Origin of the sequence: Salmonella sp. SAL04214 (assembly GCF_046550615.1) — a bacterium.
Classification (GTDB): Bacteria; Pseudomonadota; Gammaproteobacteria; order Enterobacterales; family Enterobacteriaceae; genus Salmonella; species Salmonella enterica.
The window spans coordinates 128,636-141,144 of record NZ_JBGDXT010000010.1; the positions used below are offsets into that span (position 1 = coordinate 128,636).

The window sequence follows — 12,509 nt, forward strand, 5'->3', positions numbered from 1 at the left end:
CTGCCAGGTCACGCCTGGCAGGGCTTTTTACTGCATCATCGTTAGTACAAATGCCCGATATTCACAATAGTACTCACCGTGTCGCCAAAAAAGACCAGCCGACTCAGAAATACGCCGACGAATAACAAGACGAACAGGAGTTTCGGGCGCGAATCACCGTGACGGCTGGCGACAAAAGCGAGCGCAAGGCAGACCAGGCTTGCCAGATAAAACGGTGAAGCCAGCCATGAACGCGCCGTCATCTGCATGACCGTTCCCCCGCTTAACCACACCAGCGGCGCCGCGATAAGTACCGCGATACACACCACAATTCCCTGGCGTAACGCAGGAACGGCAGGCCTGAGTTTTAACAGCGGAATCGCCGCGCAACCCATGACCCATACCGTAATAAAAAATAACAGCATGGTAAATCCATTAGCGATAGCCACCATCGCTGGCGCGGCGTAGGTCATCCCCTGCACCGCCACCAGTAACACGCCGAACACGGAGGCGATAAGAGCCATCGCTTTATGTCCCTTTGCCAGGAACGTTACGCCGACCGCTGCGCCAAACAACGTGGCGCCAAGGATTTCCCGACTTAACCAGGCATGTCGCAGGTTAATCAGCGCATTATAAGCGCGATCGGGATGCGCCAGATGCAGAATCGCGGCAATAGACGCCAATGCCAGCACCAGCCCGGTGGCCAACCAATAGAAACGCAGGCCTTCCACTTCACCACGCAGCGTACGCCATGTCAGTACCAAAGCCATCCCGACAGACATCTGGCTTAATACCGTAAAAAACACCAGCGGCAGTTCATATTTTTCCATTACTTGTCCTCCGGCTGCTTAGGCTGGCGCGCCAGAATAAAGCGCGTTCCTGGATTAAGCTGTGGCATATGCGGGAACCCTGGCGGATACTGCACCGCATTATCGGGCACAGGATCGGCATCCAAATCGATAATCGACAAGGCGCCCACCGGACAGGCGTTCACGCACGCCGGATTCATACCGATATCAAGACGCTCGTAGCACATACTGCATTTTTCCGCTTTACGCGTCTCTTCATTAAAACGCGGCGCGCCATAAGGGCAGTTACGAATACAGTTTTTACAGCCGATGCAGCGCTCAGGGTTATGCACCACCACGCCATCTTCACGTTTGGTATAGGCTTCGACCGGACAGGCGGCGACGCAGGCCGGATGTTCGCAGTGGTTACAGGCCAGCGAGTAAAACGCCCGCTCTTCATGTGGATAGATGTCTTTATCCAACGGATAAACGTAGCGCCAGAAGCGATCCGGCTCCAGTTGGTTAAAGCTTTTACAAGCCATAGCACAGCCGCGGCAGCCGATGCACTTATCGCTATTCACTAAAAACGCACGTCTCATGCTACGGACTCCCCTTTACCGATCAATACAACGTCAGCAAACTGACTGTGGATAGCGGCGCCCGGCGCGCCAGTTTTCATCAGCCCCATATCAGCAGGCGTATCGGCCACGACGTTTTGCACGTTGTACTGCCGTTTCGGGAACCACGCTTCATACATCACCAGAAAATCTTCCGGTACGTTGGTGGTGACTTTTGCCCGCAGCTCAACTTCACCGGTGCCATTGAAAACTTTGACCAGATCGTTCTCGCTGATGCCTTTTTTCTGTGCGGAAGAAGGATGGATATAAACGAACGGTTCCGGGTAGAACACCTGCATCCAGTCCAGGTTGATAAACTGCGAGTGCAGGCCAAACTGCACGTGCGGCGTAAACAGATGGAACGGCAGTTTGCTCTCGGCTTCCGGTTTGTATTCCGGCAGCGCGGTGTGGCCGTTTTTCTCCGCCAGTTCAGATTTAAATTCATACTTGCCTGACGGCGTTTTGAACTTGCGATCGTACCAGGCGGCAGAACTTGGCAGGATCGCTTTTTTCGGCCCGTCCAGCAGATCGTCCCAGGAAGAGATGCCAAACATTTTCGCCATACCGTCGTTGAACTCCTGATCCAGCCAGCGCTTGTGATCGAACTCTTGCGGGAAGGTACAGGAACCCGGCGCCATCTTATTAATGGTGCGCGACAGCATGGTAGCGATTTCGAGGTCGCATTTTGCTTCATACATCGGCTTAATCGCCGGCTGATTAATGGAAAGCCAGTAGTGCCAGTAAGAAGCATCCACGTTCCACTCTTCAAACGCGGTGGTAACAGGCAGCACGATATCAGCGTGTTGCACCGTTTCGTTGAAGAACTGATCGGCGCAGACCACCATTTCCAGTTTTTCAAACGCTTTTTTCATCTTGCTGCGATCGAAATCCTGGGCAAACGGGTTTTTACAGGCGACCCACAGCATACGAACCGGCGGATCGTTGGCCTCCAGAATCCCCTGCGCCGTCTGGTTGATATTCAGAGAGCGATCGGAGTACTGCACGGCGTCGCTGCCAGCGGCAGCCCCGAATTCACTGGTGGTGCCCGCCGCTCCCGGTATGCCAATAGCGCCCACCGGCGGCTTCTGCAGCATGGCGTTATAGTTAAAGCCCCAGGTATGCAGATGGCCATAACGCGCGCCGCCGCCTTCGACACCGATGTTGCCGGTCATAGCGACAAAGGCATCGATAGCGCGAACGTTGGCGCCGCCGTTGACATGACGCTGCATCCCGTAACCAATCCAGACCGTGGCCGGCTTAACCGCCGTAAACTCTTCCGCCAGCTGGCGAATGACATCCGCAGACAGGCCGCAGATTTCTGCCGCCCATTCCACGGTGACGTTATTGCGCAGATAGGCTTCAAATTCCGGATAGCCGTGAGCGTCGTTGTTGACAAAATCCTGATCCACCAGGCCTTTATCCACCAGATGACGCGCCATCCCCAGCGCCAGCGCGCCGTCTGAGCCAGGCCGTACGCGCAGGTAGAGATCGGCTTTGGCGGCAGTCTGCGACAGCAGCGGATCGATAACGACGACCTTCGCCCCTTTCTCGCGCGCCTGATAGATGTACTTCATGCTGTGCATTGAGCACCAGGCTGGGTTGGCGCCCCAGATAATGATGTATTTCGCTTTCACCATATCTTCCGGGTCGTTACACCACATGTCGCCCATGTCGTAGTTTTGCGCGTCGATACCGGCAGGCCAGCACGGCGTACCGGCAAAACGGGTGGTATAGCCAAGCGAGGACATCATCCCTTCAACGGCATAGTTCAGCACACCAAACTTACCGGAATATTTGGTCAGCGCCAGACCGAGCATAGAACCGTCTTTTTTCTTAATCTCCAGCATTTTGGCGGCAATGCGCTGCATCGCCTCTTCCCATGAGATGCGACGCCAGTTGCCGCTACCGCGAACGTCCTGCGCCATGGGATATTTAATACGATCGGGGCTATAAACCCGGCGCGGATAGCTTAACCCTTTGACGCAAGGGGTACCGTGAGTAAATGTTGATTCCGGCGCGCCTTCCACGAAAGTAATGACTCCGTCCTTTACCCACGTCTTGAGGCTACAGGTGTCATAGCAGTTACGCGGACACGCGTTACGATAAATTTTGTACGTTTTAGGGTTAAAGGGAACAGGCGGCTGCGCAAGCGCGCATCGGGAGGTCAGTAATCCTCCGGGTAAAGCCGCAACGGCGCCCAGCGCCACTATCCCCTTTAAAAAAGAACGTCTGTTCAGATGTCCCGTCTCATTACTCATATTGATACTCTCGTTTTAATTCATCAAACCAATAAAATAAGATGTCCGCCACCGTATATAACGTGGTCGTTTGTGCATGAGTTTTTATTTTTTCGATATATAATGGCACCCACTTTGTTAAATAATTATTGATATATTGAGTGAGGGTAGAGCGGTATTGTGACGTTTGCCGGGTATTAGCCAGTAATAGTGTGGTCAACTCCAGCACGCAGGAAATATGATCGTCAGGAATATTGCTCTCCTGATTAACCGATAATCCCAACGCTGCCATAAACTCCCGTATCTCCAGCGTCGCCTTTCCCATCACCAGCGCATCCTCTTCCAGATACACTGAAGCGAAAGGCGCAGCCAGCAGCTTGCCAGGACCGACGAATAGCGCATTAAAGTCATACTCCGCCTCCAGCCACGCCCGATCGGTAAGGTTTACCGCAGCAGTGGGATTTAATCTCACGTAAGCAGATTTCAGTGAACGACTATCATGAGAATTAAAAAAATCACGCAATGTAAGCCCTGTTTTTTCTAATTCCGTCAGTGATTCATAGATTGAATCCATGAATAAATAACCTCACATACAAATGCAATATAAATCAAGAAAAAAGAATGGGCATGTTAACGGAAGCGCTTAATCTTTCTTTGATAAAAAAACAGAAAAATTCCAGTTAAATCCGTAGAAGACTTTTTTATTGTTTCAAAGTTTAAAAACAGAAGACCGTTGAAATAAAAAACCGTCTGTTATTAACAGACGGTTTCAGAGTATTGATAATGAAGAACGTGTTTTAGCCGGCGGCGTTCCCCGGGCATAAACACCGCAGGCCCGAATAGCTTACACTATCGGGCCGTTTACGATGGCCAGTTAACTGACCTTGCAGGTGTGCTTACTTCTTTTTATGCGATTTTGGTACGAATCAGATAATCAAAGGCGCTCAACGAGGCTTTCGCCCCTTCGCCGGTGGCGATGATAATCTGTTTATAAGGAACGGTGGTACAATCGCCTGCGGCGAAGACGCCCTTAACGCTGGTTTCACATTTGGCGTCAATAATGATCTCGCCCATGCGGTTACGCTCAAGCGCGCCTTCCAGCCAGTGGGTATTCGGCAACAGACCAATCTGCACAAAAATCCCTGCCAGCGCGACGCTATGAATATCGCCGCTGACACGGTCACGATACTCCAGCCCCACCACTTTCGAACCGTCGCCCTTCACTTCTGTCGTTTGCGCATTCAAAATGATATCGACATTTTTCAGGCTACGCACTTTGTCCTGTAGCACCTGATCCGCCTTCATCTCCGGCGCAAACTCCAGCAACGTAACGTGTTCTACAATACCTGCCAGATCGATAGCCGCTTCAACGCCAGAGTTGCCGCCGCCGATGACCGCCACACGCTTCCCTTTAAATAACGGACCGTCGCAGTGCGGACAATAGGTGACGCCTTTGGTGCGATACTGATCCTCGCCCGGCACATTCATATTGCGCCATTTCGCTCCGGTGGCGATGATGATACTGCGCGCTTTCAATACTGCGCCGGACGCCGTTTCAATCTGATGCAGGCCGCCTTCTGTCGCGGCCGGAACCAGTTTACTTGCGCTCTGGCTGTCGATAACGTCAACGTCGTAATCGCTGACATGCGCTTTCAGCGCGCCCGCCAGTTTCTGGCCTTCGGTTTTCGGCACCGAGATATAGTTTTCGATATCCACGGTATCCAGCACCTGACCGCCGAAGCGCTCGCCCATCAGACCGGTACGGATGCCTTTGCGCGCCGAGTAGACCGCCGCCGCCGCGCCCGCCGGGCCGGAGCCGACAATCAGCACGTCATACGCATCGCGTTTGTTCAGCGCTTCCGCCGCGCGTTTTTCTGAGCCAGTATCCACTTTAGCGACAATCTCGGTCAGAGTCATACGTCCCTGGCCGAACTCTTTACCGTTGACAAACACCGCCGGAACGCCCATCACGTTACGTTCGGTGATTTCGTTCTGGAAGGTGCCGCCATCAATTGCCGTATGTTTAATACGCGGGTTCAGCACCGCCATCAGGTTCAGCGCCTGCACTACGTCCGGGCAGTTATGGCAGGAGAGTGAATAATAAGTTTCGAATTCAAAATCGCCGTCAATATCGCGAATCTGCTCCAGCAGCGACTGCGCTTCTTTTGACGGATGACCGCCGGTCCACAGCAGCGCCAAAACCAGCGAGGTAAATTCGTGGCCCAGCGGAGAACCGGCAAAGCGCGGCCCTTGCTGAGAACCTGGATTCGTAATCAGGAAAGACGGCTTGCGCACCGGCAGAGTATTGTCTTCTTTAAATGTGACTTTGTCGGACAGCTCGGCGATTTCAGCCAGCAGTTCCTTGATTTCCGCCGATTTAGCGCTGTCATCCAGCGTGGCAATCAGCTCAACAGGTTTGGTCAGTTTCTCAAGGTAAGCCCTGAGCTGGGTTTTCATATTTGTGTCGAGCATTCTTCTTCCCTCTCTGAAAACATCATCATGCAAGCCGACTTCACGGGACTGCATTAATGCAACTTGCGTCATGGTGCTGAAATGAAATGGGCGCGGGTGCGCCCATGACTGAAACAATTTCCAAAGTATTTCACGTCAGAGTAAGGCGGCTAGCCTGAGAATCCCCGGGAGCTTACTGAAGTAAGTGACCGGGGTGAGCAGGCGACGCCAACGCAGCTATGGCGTGAAAGACGACGGAAATTTAGATTTTACCAACCAGGTCTAAAGATGGAGCCAGAGTCGCTTCACCTTCTTTCCATTTCGCCGGGCATACTTCGCCTGGGTGAGCGGCAACGTACTGTGCTGCTTTAATTTTACGCAGCAGGTCAGACGCGTCACGGCCGATACCTTCAGCGGTAACTTCGATCGCCTGGATGATACCCTGCGGGTCAACAACAAAGGTCGCACGGTCTGCCAGACCTTCATCTTCACGCATGTTGTCGAAGTTACGGGTCAGGGCGCCAGTCGGGTCGCCGATCATAGCATATTTGATTTTTGCGATAGTTTCAGAGCTGCTGTGCCATGCTTTGTGCGTGAAGTGAGTATCGGTTGAGACGGAATAAACGTCTACGCCCAGCTTCTGCAGTTCTTCGTAATGGTCGGCAACGTCACCCAGTTCAGTCGGGCAAACAAAGGTAAAATCGGCCGGGTAGAAGAAGAAGACGCTCCAGCGGCCTTCGGTATCTTTCTCGGTGACTTCAATGAATTCACCGTTTTTGAACGCCTGGTTTTTGAAAGGTTTGATTTTGGTGTTAATTAAGGACATCTATACTTCCTCCGTGTTTTCGTTGAGGAGTAAGTTAACGAAATTTTGCTGATTCGGCTAATGCGTTTCCATTATCAAATCAATAAGCGTTAACTAACAACCCGATTCGGGCGACATTGTGAACACTGCGCCCTGTCAGCCATCTAAAGTAAAAAGGCCGCCTGACAGGCGGCCCCATTACCTGAACTACCCGTAGGTAACTTCAGAGCCAGTACGACTCGTCTTGCAAATTACAGACGTATTGTCTGCAACTCGAAATCCATAGCGTATATGCTGGCTAAGTGTTGCGCTCTACATTACCTTAACAAAGGCTGTAACAGCGAAAAGGATTACATCACCCCAGCATAGAAAGGGCAATCCCGGCACGCCAGCTCTTACCTATGTCTGTGATAGGCATCATCATTAATACTCTTTTCGCTTTGATCTTAAAAGGAAAAAATATGATTAAACGTACATTGCTGCTTGCTATGCTGCCCATTCTCGCCCACGCGGAAGAACTGCCTGCGCCAGTTAAAGCCATTGAAAAACAGGGCATAACTATCCTGAAATCCTTCGAGGCGCCGGGGGGCATGAAGGGCTATCTCGGAAAGTATCAGGATATGGGCGTCACGATTTACCTGACGCCGGACGGTAAACACGCGATTTCCGGCTATATGTATAATGAAAAAGGCGAAAATCTTAGCAACGCCCTGATAGAAAAAGAGATCTATGCACCGGCCGGACGTGAAATGTGGCAGAAAATGGAAAAAGCGTCATGGATACTCGACGGTAAAAAAGACGCGCCGGTGGTGCTGTATGTCTTCGCCGACCCTTTCTGCCCCTATTGTAAGCAGTTTTGGCAGCAAGCTCGCCCGTGGGTCGAATCCGGCAAGGTACAATTACGTACGTTACTGGTCGGCGTGATTAAACCGGAAAGCCCGGCCACAGCCGCAGCGATTTTAGCCGCGAAAGACCCGGCGAAAACCTGGTATGACTATGAAGCCTCCGCAGGAAAGATGAAGCTGGAGGTTCCGGCGTCCATCCCCCCGGCGCAGATGAAAGTCATTAATCAGAATCAGCAGTTAATGGACGATCTTGGCGCTAACGCGACGCCAGCAATTTATTACATGAATAAAGATAAGATTTTGCAACAGGTTGTGGGTTTACCGGAAAAAGCGCAACTGGACGCCATGATGGGGCAGCCTTAACGCAGAAATTAGCAAGGCAGAAGCTTAACCGTACCCCGCCCGATAGCGCTGCGTTTGTCGGGCCAACCTCCTCCCGGCATTAACGCGACGCCAGACCAGCATGTCATCCGGCACAGCCTTTTTAGACTAACGGCGTGATTATAAAAGTGTACGTTATGTCCGCCTTTACTGTGATTATTTACTCGCTAAAATATTCATAACTGTGGTATTTTAGTTTAAATAAACTCTACATTAAGTTTAATAAACATAACTCTGGTAAATTATTGAGATTAAGTCATAATCATGGAAGATACCATGATTATGCCGGGAAGATACTATGGCTAACCTTTACGACCTTAAAAAATTTGATCTTAACTTGTTGGTTATATTTGAATGTATCTATCAACATTTAAGCATTAGCAAAGCAGCAGAAACACTCTATATTACACCTTCTGCCGTAAGCCAGTCATTGCAACGCCTGCGCACGCAATTCAACGACCCTCTATTTATTCGTTCAGGTAAAGGAATTACGCCTACCGTAACAGGCATCAATTTACATTATCATTTAGAAAATAACCTTAACAGCCTGGAACAAACTATTAATATAATGAATCAGTCCAGCCTGAAGAAAAAGTTTATTATCTACAGCCCACAGCTGTTGATCACCCAATATGTGATGAAATTAGTTAAATATATCCGCCAAGATCCACAGGTTGAAATTGAACATCACGACATTTTGACCACTGACGAGCTGCCTGAAGATCTTCTTGCCTACCGCAAAGCAGATATTGTGGTTTCAATGGCCCCACTTAATAATCGTTCTATTGTTTGTACTCACTTTAATAGGCTAGAATGCATCCTGGCTTGCAGTGAAAACCATCCCCGACTAGGCGACACCGCAACTATCGATGAAATTCTACAAGAGTCATTTACGCAACTCGTCTCCCGGGCAACCGGTATGAAAGAGTATCATTCACTTATCGATGATGTGCTGGGGGAAAGAATAATTGGTTTCAGAAGCAAATCGCTGATGACCATCGCCAACTCCATCAGCTCCACGGAGCTTATTGGTTTTTTACCACAAACATTTGTTGACTATTACTCTTCCTCTATCAAACTTAAAAAAGTCACCACACCTTTTACCATTGCTCCCATACAATTCTATCTTATGTATAATAGGGCTTCGCTGAATAATAGCGGATTTGCTGAGCTCATTGAGCACATCACAAAAAAGCGTTAATAAGAAGGTCTGATAACGGGTATTAATATAAATTTAATGTATATGTTTATGGAATATATTTATTTTACAAATATAATAAAGCATTGCAAGTTCATCTAATCTGCTTATCCTTTATGTTAATTATTTCGAATATACTGTAGTTAACACATCGGAGACTATCCAGAGATGTCGGTTTATAAAGTTCCGCTTGAGCAAAATGTTCTGGAAGCGGCTCAAGAGCGTATAATGTGGACCCTGGAAACCTTACCCCGGGTCTGCGTCTCATTTTCTGGTGGTAAAGATTCAGGACTTATGTTGCACCTGACGGCAACGTTGGCGCGCAAAATGAATAAAAAGATCCATGTTCTCTTCATTGACTGGGAAGCGCAATTCTCCTGTACCATCGCCTATATTGAATCGTTACGTGAATACTACGCGGACGTTATTGAGCGTTTTTATTGGGTCGCATTACCCTTAACCACACAAAATTCCCTTTCACAATACCAGCCGGAGTGGCAGTGTTGGCAGCCGGGTACCGACTGGGTACGACAACCGCCAGAAGATGCGATTACCGATCCGGCCTTTTTTTCCTTTTATCAACAAGGCATGACCTTTGAACAGTTTGTTCGCGATTTTGCCGACTGGTTTTCAGAAAAACGTCCTGCCGCTATGCTGGTCGGTATTCGTTCCGACGAATCCTATAACCGATTTGCCGCTATCGCTAACTCGCATAAGCTGCGCTTTGCCGACGATAAGCCCTGGACCACGTTAGCCCCTAAGGGGCACACCTGGTATATCTATCCCATCTATGACTGGAAAACCGCAGATATCTGGACCTGGTTCGCCAAAACAGGTAAACCCTGTAACCCTTTGTATAATTTGATGTATCAGGCTGGCGTACCGCCCCGTTACATGCGTATTTGCGAACCGTTCGGCCCGGAACAACGACAGGGGTTATGGCTGTATCATGTTATCGAACCTGAGCGCTGGGCGGCCATGTGCGCCAGAGTCAGCGGCGCACTCAGCGGAGGAATATACGCCGGACAAGACAGCCATTTTTATGGCCACCGGAAAATTTTAAAACCCGATCACCTTAACTGGGAAGAGTACGCGCTGCTCCTGCTACACAGTATGCCTGAAGTCACTGCCGAACATTACCGTAATAAAATCGCCGTTTATTTGCAGTGGTATAAGAAAAAAGGCATGAACACTATTCCACAGACGCAGCATGGCGATATCGGATCGCGCGATATTCCGTCATGGCGACGGATCTGCAAGGTATTACTGAACAATGATTACTGGTGCCGGGCGCTGTCATTCAGTCCGACAAAACCTAAGAATTACCAGCGTTATAACGAACGTATGAAAGCTAAACGCCAGGAATGGGGGATCTTATGCAACACCGACTCACAACCGAAATAACTCACTTTCTCTCTGAACTGCCTGAAGAGGAGAGGATCGCCGCCATTAATGAATTTAGAATGGCGATACATAGCGTTAGTCCTTTTCGCGATGAGCCTGTCGATTGTGTCCTGTGGGTGAAAAACGATCATATTTCACCTAATGACTACAACCCGAATAACGTTGCGCCGCCGGAGAAAAAACTGCTGCTTAAATCGATTGAACAAGATGGGTTTACGCAGCCGATCGTGGTGGTAAAGGCCGATGCCGAGGAGTACGAGATTGTGGACGGTTTTCACCGTCATGAGCTGGGCAAAGGAAAAGCGGCCCTGAAAAGGCGTCTGAAAGGCTACCTGCCGATAACGTGTCTGGACAGAGAACGTCACGAACGCATGGCGGCAACCATTCGGCATAATCGCGCGCGCGGGCGTCACCAGATCCACGCCATGTCAGAAATCGTGCGCGAACTTTCTCTGCTAGGCTGGGACGAGAGCAAAATCGGCCAGGAGTTAGGTATGGACGCCGATGAAGTCCTGCGTCTGAAACAGATCAACGGCCTGCAGGAGCTTTTTGCAGACCGTCGATTCTCCAGAGCGTGGACGGTTAAATAACTACAGTTTACACAGGCGCTCTGCGGCGGCCAGCAGCGTTGATTCCTGTTTAGCGAAACATAAACGTATAAGCTGATGCGGGAAAGGGGCGGCGCAAAAGACAGAAAGCGGAATAGCGGCGACACCGACTTCTTCGGTTAGCCACTGACAAAACTCAACGTCATTTAGCGTCGACACTGCGCTGTAATCGATTAACAGAAAATAGGTACCTTCACAGGGCAGCACTTTTAATCGGCTTTGCGCCAGCGCGTTAACCAGCACATCGCGTTTTTTCCGGTAAAAATCGGGTAACGCGCGATAGTGTTCCGGCGCGGCGCGCAGCATATCCGCCAGCGCCAGTTGCGCCGGCGTATTGACGCAAAACGTCAGGTACTGGTGAACTTTGCGGATTTCGGCGCTAATGGCCGCAGGCGCAACGCAGTAACCAATCTTCCATCCCGTCATATGAAAGGTTTTACCAAACGATGAAACGGCAACCGCCCGCTCTCGTAACTGAGGGTGCGCCAGTACGCTGGCATGACCTTCGGCGGCAAAACAAATATGTTCGTACACTTCATCGCTTAATACATAAATTTCCCGCTCGCCGATAGCCTGCCACAGCGCCTCGATATCCGCCTGGCGCCAGACGGTAGCGGTGGGATTATGCGGCGTATTGAGGATCACCAGTCGCGTGCGCTCGCTAAGCAACGCCGAAAACGCCTGCCAGTCGACGCGAAAATGCGGCGGCGTAAGCGCTATGCGTTTTAACACGCCGCCGGAAAGCGCCACGGCCGGGGCATAGCTGTCGTAACTGGGATCGAAACAGATAACCTCATCCCCTGCCCGCACCAGTGCGGTAATCGCCGCGTACAACGCTTCTGTCGCGCCCGCCGTGACGGTGATATCACTGACGTCATCGGGTCGATAACCATATATTTCCGCCGTTTTATCGGCTATGGCCTCCCTCAGCGCCTGCGCGCCTGTCATCGGCGCATATTGATTCGCGCCCTGCGCGACATGATAAGCCAACCGCTCGTGCAAATAAGAAGGACCATCAAAATCAGGGAAGCCTTGCGATAAATTTATTGCCTGATGTTTCTGCGCCAGCGCGCTCATTTGCGTAAAAATCGTGGTGCCAAGATTGGGCAATTTGCTTTTTGGAATCAGTGGGTTATTTCTCATTATCTTCATACCCGCCAGTGATGTGGTTATTGACACACTATCACAGGGTGTTA

At 50.4% G+C, this 12,509-nt stretch carries 11 protein-coding genes; 4 read left to right on the forward strand and 7 right to left on the reverse strand.

Annotation, left to right across the window (positions count from 1 at the left end; translation table 11 throughout):
- Positions 1-41: 41 nt before the first annotated feature.
- The 6 genes from ACLJQD_RS17220 to ahpC form a co-directional block, all read right to left on the reverse strand.
- The gene (locus ACLJQD_RS17220; protein ID WP_017441655.1) at positions 42-809 is read right to left on the reverse strand and encodes a dimethyl sulfoxide reductase anchor subunit family protein; all 768 of its coding nucleotides are present in this window, start codon (positions 807-809) and stop codon (positions 42-44) included.
- Complete coding sequence (locus ACLJQD_RS17225) at positions 809-1,366, reverse strand: 4Fe-4S dicluster domain-containing protein (protein ID WP_001250381.1); 558 nt, start codon at positions 1,364-1,366, stop codon at positions 809-811. The genes ACLJQD_RS17220 and ACLJQD_RS17225 overlap by 1 nt, the downstream gene beginning before the upstream one ends.
- A complete protein-coding gene (locus ACLJQD_RS17230; protein WP_017441654.1) occupies positions 1,363-3,642 on the reverse strand; it encodes a molybdopterin-dependent oxidoreductase in 2,280 nt (759 codons plus the stop codon). The genes ACLJQD_RS17225 and ACLJQD_RS17230 overlap by 4 nt, the downstream gene beginning before the upstream one ends.
- A complete protein-coding gene (locus ACLJQD_RS17235; protein ID WP_017441653.1) occupies positions 3,635-4,195 on the reverse strand; it encodes a molecular chaperone in 561 nt (186 codons plus the stop codon). Before ACLJQD_RS17235 ends, ACLJQD_RS17230 begins: the two co-directional genes overlap by 8 nt.
- A 332-nt stretch (positions 4,196-4,527) precedes the next feature.
- Positions 4,528-6,093 (reverse strand): alkyl hydroperoxide reductase subunit F, encoded by a 1,566-nt coding sequence (gene ahpF / locus ACLJQD_RS17240; protein ID WP_017441652.1) that lies wholly within the window; start codon positions 6,091-6,093, stop codon positions 4,528-4,530.
- A gap of 241 nt (positions 6,094-6,334) precedes the next feature.
- Positions 6,335-6,898: an alkyl hydroperoxide reductase subunit C gene (ahpC, locus tag ACLJQD_RS17245; protein WP_000052802.1), complete on the reverse strand. Its 564-nt coding sequence runs from the start codon at positions 6,896-6,898 to the stop codon at positions 6,335-6,337.
- 440 nt (positions 6,899-7,338) lie between these two features.
- Here ahpC and dsbG point away from each other — a divergent pair, with 440 nt between their 5' ends.
- The 4 genes from dsbG to ACLJQD_RS17265 all read left to right on the forward strand — a co-directional run bounded on the left by dsbG (position 7,339) and on the right by ACLJQD_RS17265 (position 11,295).
- Entirely contained in the window at positions 7,339-8,085 is a 747-nt protein-coding gene (dsbG, locus tag ACLJQD_RS17250; RefSeq protein ID WP_000597128.1) for a thiol:disulfide interchange protein DsbG, read from the forward strand.
- 316 nt (positions 8,086-8,401) lie between these two features.
- The gene (gene citR, locus ACLJQD_RS17255) at positions 8,402-9,304 is read left to right on the forward strand and encodes a DNA-binding transcriptional repressor CitR (protein ID WP_017441651.1); all 903 of its coding nucleotides are present in this window, start codon (positions 8,402-8,404) and stop codon (positions 9,302-9,304) included.
- Between the two features lie 165 nt (positions 9,305-9,469).
- Positions 9,470-10,705, forward strand: coding sequence for a phosphoadenosine phosphosulfate reductase (locus ACLJQD_RS17260; RefSeq protein ID WP_000118142.1), 1,236 nt, complete (start codon positions 9,470-9,472; stop codon positions 10,703-10,705).
- Positions 10,678-11,295 (forward strand): IbrB-like domain-containing protein, encoded by a 618-nt coding sequence (locus tag ACLJQD_RS17265; protein ID WP_001164755.1) that lies wholly within the window; start codon positions 10,678-10,680, stop codon positions 11,293-11,295. The genes ACLJQD_RS17260 and ACLJQD_RS17265 overlap by 28 nt, the downstream gene beginning before the upstream one ends.
- On the opposite strand, the gene ACLJQD_RS17270 is transcribed toward ACLJQD_RS17265, so the two are convergent.
- Positions 11,296-12,456, reverse strand: a complete 1,161-nt coding sequence (locus tag ACLJQD_RS17270) for a pyridoxal phosphate-dependent aminotransferase (RefSeq protein ID WP_001245604.1) — start codon at positions 12,454-12,456, stop codon at positions 11,296-11,298.
- Between the last annotated feature and the right edge of the window lie 53 nt (positions 12,457-12,509).

Excerpts from the sequence above, each read along its gene's own strand:
- ACLJQD_RS17265 (WP_001164755.1), top strand. The coding sequence starts at position 10,678 with ATGCAACACCGACTCACAACCGAAATAACTCACTTTCTCTCTGAACTG.
- ahpC (WP_000052802.1), bottom strand. The coding sequence starts at position 6,898 with ATGTCCTTAATTAACACCAAAATCAAACCTTTCAAAAACCAGGCGTTC.
- ACLJQD_RS17220 (WP_017441655.1), bottom strand. The coding sequence starts at position 809 with ATGGAAAAATATGAACTGCCGCTGGTGTTTTTTACGGTATTAAGCCAG.
- ACLJQD_RS17235 (WP_017441653.1), bottom strand. The coding sequence starts at position 4,195 with ATGGATTCAATCTATGAATCACTGACGGAATTAGAAAAAACAGGGCTT.
- ACLJQD_RS17225 (WP_001250381.1), bottom strand. The coding sequence starts at position 1,366 with ATGAGACGTGCGTTTTTAGTGAATAGCGATAAGTGCATCGGCTGCCGC.
- ACLJQD_RS17230 (WP_017441654.1), bottom strand. The coding sequence starts at position 3,642 with ATGAGTAATGAGACGGGACATCTGAACAGACGTTCTTTTTTAAAGGGG.
- ahpF (WP_017441652.1), bottom strand. The coding sequence starts at position 6,093 with ATGCTCGACACAAATATGAAAACCCAGCTCAGGGCTTACCTTGAGAAA.
- ACLJQD_RS17260 (WP_000118142.1), top strand. The coding sequence starts at position 9,470 with ATGTCGGTTTATAAAGTTCCGCTTGAGCAAAATGTTCTGGAAGCGGCT.
- dsbG (WP_000597128.1), top strand. The coding sequence starts at position 7,339 with ATGATTAAACGTACATTGCTGCTTGCTATGCTGCCCATTCTCGCCCAC.
- ACLJQD_RS17270 (WP_001245604.1), bottom strand. The coding sequence starts at position 12,456 with ATGAGAAATAACCCACTGATTCCAAAAAGCAAATTGCCCAATCTTGGC.
- citR (WP_017441651.1), top strand. The coding sequence starts at position 8,402 with ATGGCTAACCTTTACGACCTTAAAAAATTTGATCTTAACTTGTTGGTT.